Source organism: Jannaschia aquimarina (assembly GCF_000877395.1).
GTDB lineage: Bacteria > Pseudomonadota > Alphaproteobacteria > Rhodobacterales > Rhodobacteraceae > Jannaschia > Jannaschia aquimarina.
On sequence record NZ_JYFE01000060.1, the window covers coordinates 128,417 to 146,494 of the forward strand.

The 18,078-nt window shown below is 66.5% G+C and carries 14 protein-coding genes; 5 read left to right on the forward strand and 9 right to left on the reverse strand.

Features of this window, described 5'->3' with window-relative positions; translation table 11 throughout:
* Positions 1-16: 16 nt before the first annotated feature.
* The 8 genes from jaqu_RS16110 to jaqu_RS16145 form a co-directional block, all read right to left on the reverse strand.
* Positions 17-1,090 carry an aldo/keto reductase gene (locus tag jaqu_RS16110; RefSeq protein ID WP_043920024.1) on the reverse strand — a complete coding sequence of 358 codons (1,074 nt, stop codon included), beginning with the start codon at positions 1,088-1,090 and terminating at the stop codon, positions 17-19.
* A 90-nt stretch (positions 1,091-1,180) separates the two neighbouring features.
* Entirely contained in the window at positions 1,181-2,749 is a 1,569-nt protein-coding gene (locus tag jaqu_RS16115; RefSeq protein WP_043920025.1) for a GMC family oxidoreductase, read from the reverse strand.
* A 13-nt stretch (positions 2,750-2,762) separates the two neighbouring features.
* On the reverse strand, positions 2,763-3,269 hold the full coding sequence (locus jaqu_RS16120; RefSeq protein ID WP_089268323.1) for a gluconate 2-dehydrogenase subunit 3 family protein: 507 nt from the start codon (positions 3,267-3,269) through the stop codon (positions 2,763-2,765).
* Between the two features lie 79 nt (positions 3,270-3,348).
* Complete coding sequence (locus jaqu_RS16125; RefSeq protein ID WP_043920026.1) at positions 3,349-3,744, reverse strand: VOC family protein; 396 nt, start codon at positions 3,742-3,744, stop codon at positions 3,349-3,351.
* 70 nt (positions 3,745-3,814) lie between these two features.
* Positions 3,815-4,105 carry a ribbon-helix-helix domain-containing protein gene (locus jaqu_RS16130; protein ID WP_043920027.1) on the reverse strand — a complete coding sequence of 97 codons (291 nt, stop codon included), beginning with the start codon at positions 4,103-4,105 and terminating at the stop codon, positions 3,815-3,817.
* 79 nt (positions 4,106-4,184) lie between these two features.
* Positions 4,185-7,322 carry an efflux RND transporter permease subunit gene (locus tag jaqu_RS16135; RefSeq protein ID WP_052501013.1) on the reverse strand — a complete coding sequence of 1,046 codons (3,138 nt, stop codon included), beginning with the start codon at positions 7,320-7,322 and terminating at the stop codon, positions 4,185-4,187.
* Positions 7,319-8,509, reverse strand: coding sequence for an efflux RND transporter periplasmic adaptor subunit (locus jaqu_RS16140; RefSeq protein WP_043920028.1), 1,191 nt, complete (start codon positions 8,507-8,509; stop codon positions 7,319-7,321). The genes jaqu_RS16135 and jaqu_RS16140 overlap by 4 nt, the downstream gene beginning before the upstream one ends.
* 285 nt (positions 8,510-8,794) lie before the next feature.
* Positions 8,795-10,480, reverse strand: coding sequence for an ABC transporter substrate-binding protein (locus jaqu_RS16145; RefSeq protein WP_043920029.1), 1,686 nt, complete (start codon positions 10,478-10,480; stop codon positions 8,795-8,797).
* A 153-nt stretch (positions 10,481-10,633) separates the two neighbouring features.
* On the opposite strand from jaqu_RS16145, the gene jaqu_RS16150 reads away from it, so the two are divergent.
* Genes jaqu_RS16150 through rbsK form a run of 3 tightly spaced genes read left to right on the forward strand, consistent with a single transcriptional unit; the run spans position 10,634 to position 13,095 of the window.
* A complete protein-coding gene (locus tag jaqu_RS16150) occupies positions 10,634-11,674 on the forward strand; it encodes an ABC transporter ATP-binding protein (protein WP_043920030.1) in 1,041 nt (346 codons plus the stop codon).
* Between the two features lie 55 nt (positions 11,675-11,729).
* Positions 11,730-12,179 (forward strand): RbsD/FucU family protein, encoded by a 450-nt coding sequence (locus jaqu_RS16155; protein ID WP_043920031.1) that lies wholly within the window; start codon positions 11,730-11,732, stop codon positions 12,177-12,179.
* Complete coding sequence (gene rbsK / locus jaqu_RS16160; protein WP_043920032.1) at positions 12,172-13,095, forward strand: ribokinase; 924 nt, start codon at positions 12,172-12,174, stop codon at positions 13,093-13,095. The genes jaqu_RS16155 and rbsK overlap by 8 nt, the downstream gene beginning before the upstream one ends.
* 8 nt (positions 13,096-13,103) lie before the next feature.
* On the opposite strand, the gene jaqu_RS16165 is transcribed toward rbsK, so the two are convergent.
* Positions 13,104-14,669 carry a hypothetical protein gene (locus jaqu_RS16165; RefSeq protein ID WP_043920033.1) on the reverse strand — a complete coding sequence of 522 codons (1,566 nt, stop codon included), beginning with the start codon at positions 14,667-14,669 and terminating at the stop codon, positions 13,104-13,106.
* Between the two features lie 176 nt (positions 14,670-14,845).
* Between jaqu_RS16165 and jaqu_RS16170 the strand changes: the two genes are divergently transcribed.
* Positions 14,846-15,973, forward strand: a complete 1,128-nt coding sequence (locus jaqu_RS16170; protein ID WP_084629928.1) for a phosphatase PAP2 family protein — start codon at positions 14,846-14,848, stop codon at positions 15,971-15,973.
* The gene (locus jaqu_RS16175) at positions 15,970-18,072 is read left to right on the forward strand and encodes a S8/S53 family peptidase (RefSeq protein WP_043920034.1); all 2,103 of its coding nucleotides are present in this window, start codon (positions 15,970-15,972) and stop codon (positions 18,070-18,072) included. Before jaqu_RS16170 ends, jaqu_RS16175 begins: the two co-directional genes overlap by 4 nt.
* Positions 18,073-18,078 lie beyond the last annotated feature (6 nt).

Below are 18,078 nucleotides of genomic sequence, written 5' to 3' on the forward strand. Positions count from 1 at the left end.
GCCGTCCCCGGAGGGATCAGTCGGAATACCCCTCCAACCCATCGACCTTCTGGCCACGATGCAGCGCCCAGTCCGCGTCCGAGAAGCGCGGCTTCGCGAACTGATGCTGGTGCCAGTAGGGGTAGATCAGCGGCGGACGCGAGACCTCGTCCAGCTTGGTGACATCCTCTTCGCTCAGCTTCAGGTCGCAGGCTGCCAGCGTCTGGGCGAACTGGTCCTCCGTGCGTCCGCCGACCACCAGAGTCGCGACGGCGGGCCGCTGCAAAAGCCACGCCAGTGCGACCTGAGCCGGGGGCACGCCGTGCCCCTCGGCGACATCACGGAGCACGTCCACGATCCGCCACAGGCGATCCCAGTCGCGGATGGGCGGCTCTGTCCATCCGCTTTCCTGCCGCGACCCTTCGGCAAAGCCCTCCCGCGTGTGCTTTCCCGTCAGAAGGCCCGCGACCAGGGGCGACCAGATCATCACGCCGATTCCCTGATCGACGGAGAGAGGTAGCAGTTCGTATTCGGACTCGCGCGCCTCCAGCGTGTAGTGGATCTGCTGCGCGGTAAACCGTTCCAGCCCGCCGGCCCCACTTGCCATCAGACCCTTCATCACCTGCCATCCGGACCAGTTCGAGCAGCCGAAATACCGCACCTTGCCGTGCTTCACGAGGATATCGAGCGCCGCCATCGCCTCCTCGACCGGCGTCCGCCCGTCCCATTCGTGCATGAGGTAGATGTCGATGTGGTCTCGGCGCAGGCGTTTCAACGACCGCTCGCATTCGCGGATCAGGTGCCAGCGGCTGATGCCTTCATCATTCGGTCCGTCGCCGATCCGCATCCGCGCCTTCGAGCAGATGAGCGTGTCGGGATCGCGCGTCGCCATGACCTCGCCCACGATCTCTTCGGACAGGCCCAGCGAGTACATGTTGGCCGTGTCGATCAGGTTGACCCCCCGATCCAGGCAGGCATCGACCAGGCGGCCGGCGCTGGCTACGTCCGCGGAACCAACCATGCCGAAATCGCCTCGGCCACCGAAGGTGAAGGTCCCCATCGCAAGCGCCGAAACACGCAGCCCGGATCGGCCCAGATAACGATATTCCATGTCATGTTCCTCCCGCCTTCATCCTGACGCGGGGGGAAGCGAGAGGGCAAGCGTCAAGGGGCGGACACCTTTCGGCGCCCGCCCCAATGGTCAGAGGTTTCCGGCCGACATCTCGCTGGCGATATGGTCCGCCTGACGGATCGCCAGCGCGACGATCGTGAGCGTCGGATTCTCGGCCGCACCGGTCGTGAACTGGGACCCGTCCGACACGAACAGGTTCGCGATGTCGTGCGTCTGCCCCCAACGGTTGACGACGCCGTCCTCGGGCCTTTCCGACATGCGGTTGGTGCCGAGGTTGTGCGTCGACGGATAGGGCGGCGTCGGCATCGTCCGGGTCGCCCCCATCGCATCGTAGATCGCGGCCCCCTGACGATAGGCGTGATCGCGCATCGCGATATCGTTGGGATGATCGGAATAGTGGACGTTCGCCACCTTCAGACCCCACTGATCCTCTGCATCGGACAGCGTCACGCGGTTGTCCGCCTGCGGCATGTCCTCTCCGACGATCCACATGCCGGCCATGTTCTCGTACTGGTCCAGTGCCGAGGTGAATTCCCGGCCCCATGCACCCGGATCGAGGAACGCCGCCATGAAGGGAAGACCCAGACTCAGGGTTTCCAGCTCGTACCCGCCGACGAAGCCCCGGGACGGATCGTGCTTGGACTCGTCGGCGACGATCCCCGCCATCGTGGTACCGCGCCACATCCGGACCGGTTTGTCGAAGATCCCATAGACCGAGCCGGTGAGGTGGCGCATGTAGTGCCGCCCGACGTGACCCGACGAGTTGCCCAGACCATCGGGGAACATCGACGAAGCCGAGTTCAGCAGAAGTCGCGGGCTCTCGAACGAATTGCCGGCGACCGCGACGATCCGGGCGGCCTGGAAGTTCAGGTTGCCGTCTTCGTCGAAATACTCGACGCCAGTCACCTTGCCACTGTCGTCATGCAGGATCCGCGCGACATGGGCCTTTTCACGGACCTCCAGATTGCCCGTCGCCTCGCCGTCGGGGATGTCCGTGTAGGCCGCCGACCACTTGGCGCCCCATTTGCATCCCTGAAAGCAGAATCCCGTCTGCTGGCACTTGATCCGGTCGCCGTCATCGGTGGACTGGATCGCCATGCGGCCGGTATGGACCTCTTCGTAGCCCAGCTTGCGCGCGCCCGCTTCGAACACCTTGAAGTTGTTGTTGCCCGGCAGCCCGGGACGATCGCCGGTGCGCGTGACGCCCAGCTTCGCCTCGGCCAAGTCGTACCACGGCGCCATCTCCTCGGCGTCGATCGGCCAGTCGAGCAGGGTCGCGCCATCGACCGCGCCGTAATTGGTCAGCGCCTTCCATTCGTGAGGCTGGAACCGGATCGACGCGCCAGCCCAGTGGGTCGTCGTGCCGCCCACCGCCTTCACGATCCAGGCTGGCAACCCCGAGAAGTCCTTGGCCACCCGCCAATCACCGGACGTGGTCCGTGTGTCCGTCCAGGCCAGCTGGCCGAAGCTGTCCCATTCGTCGTTGACGTAATCCTCGGGCAGGTAGCGCCCGCCCGCTTCCAGCGCGACGACGCTGACGCCCCGCTGGGCCAGTTCGTTGGCCAGCACGCCACCGCCTGCGCCGGTGCCGATGACGACGACCACGCTGTCGTCGGTGAGTTCAAAAGGTGCAGTCATGTCCCGGTCCCCCTCACCCGATCCACGTGATGTCGTCGAAGCCGCGGTCGATGTAGCCGCCATGCTCATAGGAGGAGCCCTCGTAGCCGAAGATCGGCCACACCTCCTTCTGATTGTAGAGACCGGTCACGAGACCGCCGCGCACGGTCTGGAAGAAATCGTCATCCTCCATCGAGCGCAGCACGTCGACGCGGTCCCTCTCCCAGCCGATATCGAGGTAGTCTTCGCCCTTCATCTCGCGGGACCGCTGGTTCAGCGCGCGGATGCCGGCCTCGGCCATCTCGGCCTTGTCCTGCACGTCGTAGCTCTTGACCGCGCGCACGTAGAATTCGTCCGCGACACGGTCATGGGGATAGATGTCGCGCGCCATCTGGATGAGCGTCGCGAAATCCTCGGGCTTCATGGCCACCATCTCGGTGGCCCAATCGGCCTTCGCCGCCGTCACGTAGCCGTTGCCGATCACGAAGGCCCCCAAAGCCGTCGCGCCCGTCAGCAGCTGCCTGCGGGTCATCCGCCGCATGTCTGTCAGAGTATCCAAAGCCATGTCCTCCCTTGGCTTCCTTTGCGTGTGGCGGGGCCCCTCCTCCGAGCCCTGCCGCTCACTTGAACCGGCCCGACCGCTCCAGAACCTCGATCTGGTAGCCGTCCGGGTCGGCGATGAAGAAGAAGCGTCCGACCAGCGTCCCGCCGGGCGCGAATTCGACGATCTTGCGCGGTTCGAGACCGGCCTCGGTCACGCGCGTATGCTCCGCTTCCAGATCCGCGACGGACACGGCGAGATGGCCGTATCCGTCCCCCAGATCGTAGGGTTCGGTCCGGCCCTTGTTGACCGTGAGTTCGACCTCGAAGTCGCTCTCCGGGTTGGAGAGGTAGACCAGCGTGAAGTCGTCGAAGTCGAGCCTGTCCGCGACCTCCAGGCCGAAGGCCGTCCGGTAGAACTCGACCGAGCGCGCCTCGTCGAGCACGCGCACCATGCTGTGAATTGCCTTCGCCATCTGTCCTCCCCTGGCGTCGCCTGTCCGGGGAGTTTGACCGATCCTGCAGGGCCGTGGTGGTAGCGGGTTACTACGCGGCCTCGGAATCCCTACGACCTTGGTCGGTCCCTTCGAGGTAGATCAGGCAGGACGACCGCAGGACGGACGTGAAGTTCCTGGGCACGTTCCGATCGCCCGAAGCCTCTCGATGGAGGGTCGCGATCAGGTCGTTCAACGTGCGTCCTTCCGACTGGGCCATCCGCTCCAGCACATCCCAGAACGCGTTCTCGAGGCGGATGCTCGTGCTGTAGCCGTCGATCCGCAGGCTACGGGAAGTCAGTTCGTACCTCTTCGGATCCTGCCGTGCATAGATCTCACACATGCGCCCCTCCTCCTCTGGCGGTGTCCCAGCCGCCCCTCGAAGGTAGCACGGCGATCCCGCTCGCGTCGATTGCGGCGCATCAGCCCGCCGTGGCGGACCGGCCCGAACTTGCAAATCGGTTCCGCAGGCGGGCGTAGATCGACGCATAGGCCGGGACCAGCACCATCTGGAAGATCGAAACGAAGGCCACTCCGAAGCCCAGCGAGACGGCGGTCGGGATCAGGAACTGCGCCTGCACGGACGTCTCGAGGATTAGGGGCGAGATACCGAGAACGGTCGTCAGCGTCGTCAGGATCACCGGCCGGAACCGGCCGAGGGTCGCCTCTGTGATCGCCTCGTGCCAAGGCTTTCCGTCAGCTTCCGCTTCGAGGATGTAGTCCACGATCAGCAGGGCATCGTTCACGATGACGCCGGCCAGCCCGACCACGCCGAACATCGACAGAAGAGTCAGGTTCAGCCCCAGCAGTGCATGACCGAAGATCGCGCCGACCAGCCCGAACGGGACGATCCCGAGGACGATCAGCGGCCGGAGGTAACTGCCGAAGGCGAGGCTGAGCGTGGCATAGATCGCGAACAGCGCCAGACTGAAGTTGAAGGCGAGCGCGGGACCGAACCGGCCGGCCTCCTCCTGCTCTCCACCGGCGCTGACAGAGACGCTCGGCAGGTCGCGGGTGATCTCGGGGACGACATTCTGCAGAACCCAGGCTGTTTCGGCACCGCCAGTCGTGACGGACCCGTCCACATCCGCCTCGAGCACGGTGATCCGACGCCCGTTCAGCCGGGTGATTTCGGTCGGGGCGGGCCGGAACTCCAACTCCGCGACAAGGGCCAGCGGGACCAATCCCCCGGTCGCCGTCGGGATCCGAAGCTGAGCGAGATCCGAGATCGAATCGCGCTGATCGGACGGCAGGCGGACACGGATATCGACCTCTTCCCGGTTGCGCGCGAATTGATCGACGATGGCGCCGTACACCGCGGCGCGCACCTCCCGCGCCACATCCTCCAGCGCGACGCCGTAGACCGGGGCCGCGCGGGTCAGCGAGATCGCGACTTCGCGGGACGCCGAAAACCGGTCGTCGCGCAGATCGAAGACGCCGTCCCTGCCCTGCAGCGCCTCGCGGAGACGTCCGGTTGCCTCCTCTCTCGCCTCGTCGCTATCCGCGGACACTTCCAGCGAGATCGGCGCGCCGATCGCGACGGTCGAGGCGGAATAGACCACCTCGCGCGCACCGGGCACGTCACCCACCGCCTCGCGCCAGCGGTTGCGGAAGGTTTCGGCGGCGATGTCCCGCTCTGCACCGTCCATGAGCCTGGCCGAGATGGTCGCGGTACTGCCGGACGCGGCGCCCGCGCCGTTCGGCCCGGATGTCGGGGAAAAGCCGATGACGACCGACGTGCCCAGCAGAAGTCCCGCGCCGCCCAGCTCCTCGCCGATACGCTCTGCGGCGTCCACGAAGCGGACGGCCCGCGCGGCCGTGGCCTCGGCGCTCGTGCCTTCCGGCATCGACAACTCCGCCGTCACGAAGTTGCCCTCGATCTCCGGAAAGAAGACGAACCGAACCGTGCCGCCAGCGACCAAAGCGACCCCCATCGCACCCACCGTCAGGCAACAGACCAGGGCGAAGACAGGGTGACCGACCGACCCCTTCACGAGCGGCCGGACAGCCCGGTCGGTAAACCACTTGAAGCCGCGATCGACCCGGTTGCGAAGCCAGTCGGTCACGCGGCGTGGCGACCAGCGACGCGGGCGACCCAGCCGGATATGCGACAGATGACGCGGCAGGATGAAGAAGCTCTCGATCAACGAGACCACAAGCAGATAGATCACGACCGCCGCGACGGGCGCGATGAAGGAGCCGGACGAACCGGGCAGGAACAGGAGCGGGACGAAGGCGGCGATCGACGTCGTCACCGAAAAGGCGACCGGTCGCCAGACGCGCCGGACCGCCCGGTCGGCCGCCTTCTCGGGGTCGCCGTCGCCTTCGAGTTCTCCGAAGGTTCGTTCCCCCACGACGATTGCGTCGTCGACGACGATCCCCAAGGCCAGGATGAAGCCGAACAGCGACAATTGATTGATCGTGGTGCCGAAGGCCAGCATCAGCGCGAAGGCCCCGACGAAGGTCACCGCGACGCCCGCCGCCACCCAGAAGGCAACCCGAAGGTCGAGAAACAGCGTCAGCAGAACCAGAACCAGCGCGAGACCGATCGCGGCATTCTCGGCGAGCAGGGCGATACGGCCGCGTAACGTCTCTGCCTCGTCGCGCCAGATTTCTGCGGTGACGCCGGGGGCGAGGGTGGATCGGAACTCCTCCTCAAGCCAGCCGGTCGCGGCATCCGCCACAGTCAGAACCTGCTCTCCACCGGCACGATTGACCGACAGGAAGACGGCCGGCTGCCCGTTCACCTCTGCGACGATATCAGTCTCGGCCAGCCTGTCCCCGATCCGGGCGATGTCGCCCAGCCGAACCCGGGCTCCGGTCGGATCGGTGAACAGGACCTTCTCGCGCAATTCGGACGCCTCTTCGGCCGCCCCCGTCGCTCGGATCTGAATATCGCGACGCCCGGTGTCGATCGTCCCGCCCGACAGGTCCAGAACGTCTGCGGCCAGAAGGGCGGACAGTTCGGTCAGGCCGATCCCGTAGCCTTCGAGCGCCTCGCGCCGGATCTCGATCTCGATCAGATCCTCCCGGACACCCAGGATATCGACCTGGCTGACCTCTGGCAGATCCGTCAGTTCGTCCCGCGCGCGCTCGGCCAGGGCCTTCAGCGCGATCGCGTCCAGAGGGCCGTGGATGGCGATCTGGACCGCCAGTTCGACAGGCTCGACTTCGACGACGCGGGGCTGTTCGGCCGCGGCTGGAAACGTCGTGATGCGCGCGACCTCGACTTCGATGTCGTCCTTCACCTCGGTCAGGTCAGCGCCGCGTGTCAGCTCGGCGGTGACGGTCCCCGCGCCCGACGTCGCGGTCCCGTTGAGTTGCCGGATCCCCTCCAATCCTTCCAGTCGCTCTTCGATCGGCGTGAGGATCGCGTCGGCGACCTCGGTCGGGGTGGCGCCGGGATAGGCGACGGTCACGGACACGGCCTGAGTGGCGATTTCCGGGAAGGTTCGCACGGTCAGGGTCGCCATCGCCGCGATCCCTGCCGCAAGCAGGCCGACCATGAGGAGGTTCGCGGCGACCGGCGATCGGAGGAACCAGCGGAGGATCCCGGTCACTGCGTGTCCTCGGTGCGGACCTGCAATCCCTCCGACGCTTCCGGCAGGGCGCTCAGCAGGACGGTGTCACCCGCCGAAACCGGACCGGCGCGGAGGATTGCGCGCTCGCCATCACCGGTACTCTCGCGCCGCAGCAGCTCGGGAGTCGTCCTGATCAGGCCCCCCTCTTCGATCCGCCAGACGATCCCCCCGGGTCGGAGGGCTTCGGACGGGATTGCAACGGCGGCGCCCCCCTCGATCGCGACAGGCAACTCGACCGTCACGAGTTCGCCCAGCCGCAGGGGTCGTCCGTCCGGGCCGGGAGAGAAGGGGTCCGGAACACGCACGATCAGAGGTAAGAGCCGGGTCCCGTCCCGGATCTGGGCACCCACGGAATGGACGGTCCCTTTCGCCAGCACCGAAGGCTCCGGCGCGGGATCGTTGGGCAAGATCCGAACGTCAGTGCCCGGCAACGCGGCCGGATCAGGAAGAAGCGCGAAGTCGCCGGGCAGAAGGCCCATGTCGACTTCAGCGACGTTCGAAGCAACCAATATCCCAAGCGGCGTCCCGGCCGCCGCGAGGTCCCCGACATCGGCCGCGGCCTCGACCACAAGGACGTCGAACGGCGCGCGTATTTCGGTGTCGTCGATCCGGTCGCGGACAAGTGCGAGATCCGCACGCGCGGTTTCCAGAGCGGCCTCCGCAGAGGCAAGCGCCACAAGCGCCGTCTGAAGCACGGTTTCCGCCGCAACGCCCCGCTCCTCCAGCTCTCTCTGGCGGTCCGCCTCGATCCTGGCTTCCGCCACGGCGGCCCTGGCTTCGCCCACGCGCGCCTCTGCGCGGGACCGCTCCGCTTCGATGCGTGTGGGATCAAGACGGAAGAGCAGATCGCCCTCCGCGATGCGGCGCCCGCGCTCGAAGTCCGCGGATACCTCGACGACCCGCGCGGTGATCTCGGGCACGACCTCCACTTGGGCGGCGGGTCTCAGAAATCCGGTCTGCCGGATGCTGATGCGGTCGACCCGCTGCACCTCTGCCGTCTCCACGAGACGCGGGGGTGGCGGGTTTGCGGGCTCTGCCTGCTCCGACCGGGTGATCCACAGCCATCCTGCGACGCCGATGGCGATGACGCACAGACCCGCGACCAGCCATGGCCAGACCGACCCCTTGCCGGGGCCTTCAGCGTTCTCTTTCCCATCCTGCGCCATCAGATCAGTTCGGTGCGCCCAGGGACGGCCACCACGCTGCCGAGCGGGCATCCCCGATCGTCACGCGGCCCCTGTCGGCCGTAGAGGTCGCCCGACAGGCGGCGATGACCCGCACTGGCGGGACCGGGAAGGTCGATCTCATGCCTGGTCCTCGCCCCAGCGGAAATCAGAAATGATGGCACCGGATACGGCACCGGTCAGACTACCTAGTCCGAGAGGGCAGTCGGCAAAGCCGGAGCGTGATCGGCGAAGCGGAGCCGGTGCGTCCCGGCTCCGCCAAATCGGCTACATCCCCAGCGACGCCTTGTAGAGCGCGATCTGGCTGTCGCGGCCGATCTGGTCGGTGATCTCCTCCCAGGCGGCGGCGATGGCGTCCGCCGTTTCCTGCGCGCTGCCGTATTGGCCGGCATAGCCCTTGGCCAGTTCGTCTTCGGCGACCGAGTAGTACTGGAAGATCCCGGGGATCCGGGGCTCGATCGCCGCGTTCGGATGGTTGTAGCTGTCGAGGTTCGAACCAAGGTAATCCTCGATATAGTCGCGGTCGTAGCCCGCTTCTTCCCATTCCTCGTACTGGAAATGGCTGTTGCGGTAGGGCTGGAAGCCGGACGGGTAGGCCGAGCACCAGAGCGAGAGGTCACGCCCGCCCAGATGCGCCGCCGCCGACCAGGCGGCCTTGGCCTTGGCGTCTCCGCCTTCGGCTGCGCGCTGCATCACGTAGACGCCCCAGCCGATATAGGCCATGTTCGGCGCTTCGTTCGGCGTGTCTTCCCAGGCGCCGGACTGCGCGTTGTAGACCCGCTGCGCGCCCGGATTGGTCGAGAACCCGACGACGTCGCCCACGACCGAGGTGTCGGATGTCCGAGCCGACGACCCGACATCGCCCCACCATGTCAGCGCGCCACCCGTGCCTGCGAGGAACTGCTGGAATGCAGTCGTGCCCGGATCGGCGTTGATCTGATCGGCCGGATAGGCGCCCTCGGTCGCGATCAGGTCCATCACGTCCTGGATCGCCTGCACGAAGGCGGGGTTGTTCACCCGAGGCGCCATCGTCTCCGGATCGAAAAGCCAGGCCGGATCGTCGGGGTGCTTGGCATAGGGCGTGGCGCGGTCTTCGAGGAAGTAGAACCCGAAACCGCCCCATCCCTTGAGCGGGTCTAGGAATCCATGCGCGGGCAAACCGGTGAGCGGATCCGTCTTTCCGGCCAGGAACATCGAATGCGCGTTCACCTGCTCCCATGTGGTGGGCATAGCCCAGTCGCCTTCACCACCTTCGGAGGCCCAGGCTTCCGCCAGTTCGGCCGACTCGTAGAGGTCCTTGCGGTAGGCGAAGGTATGGCAATCGCCGTCGATCGAGACGCGGTAGGTCCGGCCGTCCCACGTGCCCACGGGTGCCTTCAGGTAGTCGACGTAGTCGTCCATGTCGATCATGTCGCGGACCCAGTCGGGCATCTCCATCGCCATGCCGCGGCCCAGCACGTCGCCTTCGAACGGGGCGCCCATCTCGATGATATCGAAATCGACCGTGCCCGTCGCGATGGCCTGCTGAAGCCGGGCGTTGTAGTCGGCCTGGGCCAGGTCGATCCAGTTGATCGTCGCGCCGGTGTAATCCTCCCACGGCTTGAGGAAGCCACGGAACAGAAAGTTGTGAAGGTTCTGGTTGTTGAGCCCCATGAAGGTGAGCTCGACGCCCTGGAATTCGCCGGGCTGCACGACCTGCTTGATCGGCTCCAATGTCATCTCGCCGACCTTCTGCCAATCGGCATCCGTCGGAGAGCCCATGCCGACGCCGGGGATCTTGAGGATCTCGGACCGCAGATTGGCATGGGCGTCGGCGAAGGCCGGCCGCACGCCGATCCCGGTCGAAACACCGCCCAGCGCCGCCAGCGTTCCGGTCGCGGCCGCACCTCTGAGCAGGCCCCGTCGGTTCAGCTTTCCGGTCCGCATCATGTGATTGTAGATATGGGTCTTCATCGCGTCCTCCCTGACACGCCCGTCCCGTTCCTCCGCAGGACGTTGACCCTAGGACAGTCGCCGCCGGTCACCGCGGCTGTCAACTGCCCTGCGGCGTGGACAGCCCCGCGGGGCCCCGCTAGCGTCGGCCCACGGCGGGCGCGGGGAGGGCGCATGGCACAGGTGACGATCCGCGATTTGCGGAAATCCTACGGCAGCGTCCAGGTGATCCACGGCCTCGACATCGACATCGACGACGGGGAATTCGTCGTCCTCGTCGGACCGTCCGGCTGCGGCAAGTCCACCCTCTTGCGGATGGTCGCCGGGCTGGAGGGGATCACCGGCGGGACCGTCTCGATCGGAGATGGCGTAGTAAATCATCTCGCGCCGGCCAAGCGCGACATCGCGATGGTGTTTCAGAACTACGCGCTCTACCCCCACAAGACGGTGCGCGCGAACATGGCCTTCGCGCTGCGGATGGCACGGATGGACAAGGCGGAAATCGCGCGCCGAGTCGACCGCGCCGCCGAAATCCTGGGGCTTGGCGACTATCTGGACCGTTATCCGCGCGCCCTGTCAGGCGGCCAGCGTCAGAGGGTCGCCATGGGTCGCGCGATCGTGCGCGAGCCAGCGGTGTTCCTGTTCGACGAGCCGCTGTCCAACCTCGACGCCAAGCTGCGCGTCCAGATGCGGGCCGAGATCCGGGAATTGCACCAGCGTCTTGCGACGACGACGATCTACGTCACCCATGATCAGATCGAAGCCATGACGATGGCCGACAAGATCGTCGTGCTGCAATCGGGCCGGATCGAGCAGATGGGCGCGCCGCTGGATCTCTATGACCGGCCAGCGAACATTTTCGTGGCGGGCTTCATCGGATCGCCGGCGATGAACCTGCTTCCGGCAGAGCACCGCGACGGGGCGTTGCATGTGTCCGGAACGACCCTGGATCTGGCCGCGCCTTCCGGCCCATCCACCATAGGCATCCGGCCGGAACATCTCGCCCTGTCCGAGACCGGCATCCCGGCCGATGTCTCCGTCATTGAGCCGACGGGATCGGAAACGCACATCGTCGCCCGGGCCCAGGGTCAGGAGATCGTTGTCGTCACGTCGGAACGCCCCGCGCTTCGCCCCGGCGACCGCATCCACCTGCGGCCGGATCCGACCCGGACCCATTTCTTCGATCCCGAGACTGGAACCCGGCTGGACACCTGATCGGGCTTGCCCGTCACCGGGCCCCGCGCCTAGCGTAGCCGGAGGGAGGACTGAAATGCTCAAGGGAATCGACCCGCGCCTGAACGCGGATGTTCTGTACGCGCTGCGCGCGATGGGGCATGGCGACATGCTGATCCTGTCGGATACAAACTTTCCGTCGGATGCCATCGCGCAGACGACCGTTCATGGCGAGTTGCTGCGGATGGAGAACCTTACCGTCGCCGGGGCGGCCGACGCGATCCTCAGCGTCATGCCGTTGGATACGTTCGTCGACGACTTCGCCGGACGGATGGAGATCGTGGACGATGCGGCCACGATTCCCCCTGTCCAGCAGGAGGTGCAGGACGCCATCGCCGCAACCGGCGAGACACGGTCGATGGTGGGAATCGAACGCTTCGCCTTCTACGACCTCGCGCGAGAGGCCTACGCCGTGATCCAGACGGGCGAGCGGCGCTTCTACGGGTGCATCATGCTGCGCAAGGGAGTGATCGGCCCCGATGAGTGAACACGACGTCGTCATCCTCGGTGTCTTCGTCGCCGACACGGCCTACCGTGCATCCCGGCAGCCGAAGATGGGCGAGACGATCTTGGGATCGGGCTTTGCCCTGGGCCCCGGAGGAAAGGGCTCGAACCAGGCCGTCGCTTGCGCACGGGCCGGCGCGCGGACGGCGATGCTGACCAAGCTGGGCAGCGATACGTTCGGCGACATGGCGATGGAGACATGGAAAGACGCAGGCGTCGTCCCGCTGGTCGAACGCGGAGAGACCCCGACCGGAGCGGCGTTCATCTTCGTCGATGACGCGACCGGCAACAATGCGATCATCATCTATCCCGGCGCCGCGGGAGAAATCGACGCTGCCTTCATCGAAGCGCGGGCCGACACGATCCGCGCGGCGCGCGTTTTCGTCACCCAGCTCGAACAGCCGATCGACGCGGCGCTCGCTGCATTGCGCATCGCGCGGGAAGCGGGCGTCGAAACGATCCTGAACCCGGCCCCTGCCGCTTCGCTCCCCGAGGGCACGCTACAGCTCTGCGACTACGTGACCCCGAACGAGACCGAAGCGGAAACTCTGACCGGCCTGCCGGTCGAGACGGTGGAAGAGGCGCGCGCCGCAGCCGCCCGCCTCCTTGAAATGGGCGTGGCGAAGGCGGCGATCCTGACGCTGGGCGAACGCGGCGCGCTCTACCACGACGGGGAGACATCCGAACTCGTCCCGCCCTTCGACGCCGGACCCGTGGTCGAGACGACCGGGGCGGGCGATGCCTTCAACGGAGGCTTCGCGGCGGCGCTGGCCGAGGGTCGCGACGCGCTTGAGGCGGTGCGGTTCGGCTGTGCCACGGCGTCGATCAGCGTGACGCGGCCGGGCACGGCCCCGTCCATGCCGGCCCGCGCCGAGATCGACGCTTTGCTGGCCGGCTAGGGCGCCCCTTACTTCAGCGCCGTATGGAGCTGCTCCCGCGAGGCGATCTTGGCCTTTCGCATCAACGACACCGGATAGCTGGGATCGTCTGTCAGGCGGCTGGCCGTGACATCCGGCTCGAGCACGCGCAGGCGCTCGAAGGCTTGTGCGGCCAGCCGCCCCGCATCGTTGCCAGCATGCAGCGCCGTCAGATACCGCAGCGGCGGTCGGAACGAGGGGGAGAGGGCGCTGGAAAGCTCCGCCGCCTGGATCGCCTCCAGCCGCTTGTCGCAAAGCGCAGCGCCCAACGCCGTCTGAAACTCGGCCCAGAACCGGAAACGGGTTCCACCAGCAAGGGCACGGCTCCGCCGGGCGCAGATCAGGGCCTCTTCCGACCGGCCGTAATAGAGATGCGCCGCGGCCAGCGCCCACCAGCCCAGCGGGTTCGCCGCGTTCGCATCGGTGGATACGCGGGCCAGCTCTCCTGAAGGCGCGAGTTCCTGGAAAAGAACGAGTTTGGCGTTCGCCGAACAGGCGAGGACGTTCGAGTTCCCCGGCTCCATTTCCAATGCGCGGCGCATGGCGGCCTCGGCCTTGTCGGCGACGTCCTCGCGCGAGGCGAACCGTTCCACGAACTCGATGGCGTGAAGCTGAGCGAGCCAGGCGTGGTAGACGCCGCGCGGCTGGATCTCGATCGCCTGGCGCAGCAACGCTTCCGCGCGCTTGAGCCCCTCGGGCCGAATGGTGAAGATCAGGCCTATGGCATCCAGCGCCATCAGGGTGGCATCGGGATCGGTCACGCCGTCGGTCCGAAGCCCTTCGTCGAGAACCGCGTTCGCCAATCGATTGCCCAGCGAAAGCAGCCCCTCGTCGTCGGGTTCCGGCGCGCCCCGGCAGTTCAATTGCGCAATGTCGGACCAGATCATCCGGCCGGTGAGCCCGCAATCCAGACTGCAGCGCAGCGCGACGCCGCCTCCGGGCAGCGGAAACGCCTGCACATCCGCAAGCAGAAGGCCATCAGGCGCCGGATCGGGCGCGATTGTCAGCACGTCGATATCGCCCAACTCGCGCAGGGTGCGTGCGCAGGCCTCCATGAAGAAGGTCTCGAACAGCTTCAACTCCGGAGAGCCGCCTTCCGTGGGCCGCATCAGGACAGACATCCGGTTCGGACGGCGCAGTGGCGCGACGAAGGACCGGGGCGCCGGCGTCCTGCGGGACTGGACCCATGCGACGAATGCCGGGTCCGCGATATCCAATCCTTCGAGAAACTCTCCGCCGCCCTCGATCACCTCGATCCTGTCCGGATTCAGGCCGACCGTCGTGCGGGTCGATATCAGTACGTCGGCTTCATCGCCGAATGCCTTCCGAATCTCCGCGAGAGATTGCCTCAGACTGGCGGCCGCCTGAGGCGCACCCCGATCGCTCCACAGCTTGCCCTGCAGCCAGACCCGGCCCCGTTCATGTTCGGGGGCGGTCGCCAGTAGGGCCAATATCCCCTGAGCCTTGGTTCCACGTGGCGTCAGCGAGACCCGGTCCGGGCCTTCGACACGAAAACGCCCATTCAGACGAATGGACAGGATCGGTTTCTCAGCCATGATCGCCGCCTTCCATTCCCTGCATTACCCGTCGTCAACATAAACCGAACTCGAGCCGCGCGCACAGACTTCATTCGTAAGCGTGAAACCTGCGTGAAAAGGGAAGTCGGGGTCTAGGCGCGGCCTGTTTCCCTGAGCAGGGTGACGGTCGTGTTAGGTTTACGTTGGGGAATGACATGATCTTTTCGGGCGGAGGACAGGGTGGCGGCCAAGGCGGGGGCCAGGGCGGCGGACAAGGTGGAGGACAGGGCGGCGGTCAGGGCGGTGGCCAAGGCGGAGGACAGGGCGGCGGTCAGTCTCACGCCGGCGGAAGCTACGGGCCGCAACTGAGCTATGCCATTGCCTCGACACATGACGGCGTCGGCGGCCCATGGGATTTGCGTGCAGATCCGGGCTATTCGGCTGCGCGGCCTCGCCCGGGTCCAGCCGATCTCGACTACAGGGAAGCGCCCGGGCGCATCGGGATGCTGGCCTCGGCGATCCGGTCGGCGATTTCCGTCGCGCCGGCCGGCGTCGGGTCAGCCATTGTCACGTCGGGAAATGCGACGCTGCTGAAAATCTCCCGGCCGGCGGATGGGGTCGATCTGTCCCCGCAACTGGATTTCGTTCGGGCCTATTCCGACCTTCGCGGCGACCGGACCGGCGAAATCCTCGAGCAGACGGGCGATCTGGCCTCGTTCTTCGGCGCGGCGCTGATGTTGGATCGCGGCGGTCGGCGGCGTAGCCTGGAGCTGCTGGCCGCAGTGCAACTGGCGACGATCGACATCGAGCAGCAGGTCAAGCATCTGACATGGCTTCACAGGCCGATCGATCTCGATGCGCGGATCATGCCGATCATCCAGACACCGGATCATTCCGCTTATCCGTCGGGCCACGCGACCGAGGCATTCGCGCTGGCCACTGTTCTGCACAGGTTGGCCAGCGAAGGGCCCGAGGGTCCGCTGGCGGGGATCGCCGCTTCGGCCATTCCGTTCCGTATCGCCCATCGGATCGCGGTCAATCGGACCGTCGCGGGCGTGCATTACCCGATCGACAGCATGGCCGGTGCGATGCTCGGCTGCGCGATCGGAGACGCGATTTTCGCCATGACCGAGGGGGAAGGGGTCGGGGCGGTTTCCATGTCGGTGGCCGACGCCGGAGGAATGCCGGTCGATGCCGATTTCACGCGCACCGGACTGGCTGATCGCCTTGAGGCGGCAGCGGCGGCGGAACCTGTCGCGGACGTGCCCGACTACCTGGTCGCCGCATGGAAACGCGCCCGTGGCGAATGGGCCGTATCCGAGCACGAGGATGTCGGCCAATGACCGGCAAATGGACAGAATGGGATGGCACGAGCTGGGACAGCTCCAGCCAGCTGCCGGACGTGCACTGGTGGCGGATGCGCTATGGCAGCGAGGGTTTTATCGGCGAAGTCCAGACCGTCCCCATCCCCTTGCAGCCCGAAGACCCGACCTCAACTGAACCCGAGGCCGATGTCTCTCAGTCCGACCCCAGGACCGATGTAACACAGAGTGCGCCGGCAGAACCGATCGTCGGAAAGGACGGTGGTGAGCCAGTCCCGGACGGCCCCGAATACGAACCGGACGCGCTCCGGAAACTGCTTGAAGAGAACTATGGCGGCGGGGTGGAGCAGCCCGTTCCAGGCCATGTGGGCAATGAAGGCTTCGACCCCGATGCACCCTGGTTTCCAAGCCTCTCCGAGTTTCCGGATCCTCCGTCGCCCGAGACCGCGATTACCGGCGTGATCGATACGGGGCTACCCCTATCCCATTACCGGACGACGGGTGCGGATGGCCGGACACGCATTCTGCACGCATGGATGCAGGGTGCGGAATGGGTGCCGGCACAAAGCTACTTGCCCTTCGGCAGGGAGTTCATGAAGGCCGATATCGACAGACTGCTCTCCGATTTCCGGATCGACCCCGCCCATCCAGAGGTCGACGAAGAGGCGCTGATCTCGTCAGCGGGCCTGAGAGACATGACCCGTGACAGGGGAGAGCGGACATTGGCCCGCAGGGTCGCCCATGGCGCCGCCGTCCTGGGACTGGCCGCCGGCCGCGACCCGATCGAGCGGGGCGGTCCGATCCTTCTGGCCAGCCTGCCCGGTCGTCAGATCGTGGGCCTCTCGGGGACCTTTCTCGAATACTTCGTGATCTACGCGATCTACCGGATGGTCGCCTTCTGCGATCTTCTGTGGTCCCGTCTTCCAGAACAGGTGCGGCAGGCCCAGACCGTTCAGGGCTACCCTCTGGTGATCAACCTGTCCTTTGGCAAACAGGCCGGTGCGCGCGACGGTGCAAGCCCCCTTGCCGACACGGTCCGCCTGATCAACACCGAGCGCCAGAAAAAGGGCCGGTCGCGCCTTCACGTGATCCTGCCGGCCGGAAACGAGAACCTTCTGCGCGGGAATGCGGCCGTCGAAGTGCCGTCCAACACCGATACGGAGATCGATCTTCGCGTTCCGGTCGAGGACCATACCGACACCTTCGTGGAGATCTGGTCCGATCCCGAGAACGGTCTTGACGGCCTGGAGATCTCGGTCGCGGCTCCGGGCGCCGCGCCCCCTCCGACGGCGGTGGGTCCGCACGGCTCCGTCCAGTCCCTCACCAACCCGTCCGGTGAGGTCATCGCCTCGCTCTATGCCGAAAACCGGGTCGGCGCGGATACCCTTACCCGCAAGCTCTACACGCTGGCCGTTGCCGCCACCCAGACACATGGCGAGCGTCCGGAAGCGCCGTCGGGATCATGGCGGATCCGTCTGGCCCATGCAGGTGGCGACGTCAGAAAGGCGCGGATCAATGTCCAGACCGACCAATCCGCCCGCGACGGGGCGTCGACGGGTCGTCGGGCCCATCTCTTCGACGCCGAGTACCAGCGTTACGATCCGACGGATGGCCGCGTGGTCGACAGTTGTGACTACAGACCAGCGCCGGTCGCGGCACTCGCGCTGCCGCCGGCTGCCGAAGCCGCAGGCGCCACGGTAAGCCGGTTCGGAACGCTCAACGCGCTGAGCCACGGGGAAGGCCTCATCACGGTCGCTGGATACCGGGAATCCGATGGGCGGCCCGCCCCGTACTCGTCGACGGGACGGAATGGGTTCGATCCGGATTTCGCGATGGCCACCGACAAGGGACCGGCGACGTTCGGCGTCCTGACCTCCGGTGCCGCGGATGGGTCGACGGTTGCCGTCCGCGGAACCAGTTTCGGGTGTGCGATGGCGACCCGCCAGGCAGCGGCCGCCCTTCGGGGCCGGCCCGGCCACGGGTTCGATCTGGCAAATTTCCTCCGTGCGAGCCTCACGCCGGTGCAGCAGCCCCCGAGCTGGGGCGCGGCCTGCTCCGCAAAGGTCGGGCCCGCAAGATTGACGAACCCGGTCACGCGATTGCGTGCCGCGCCGCGTTAGGCCCTC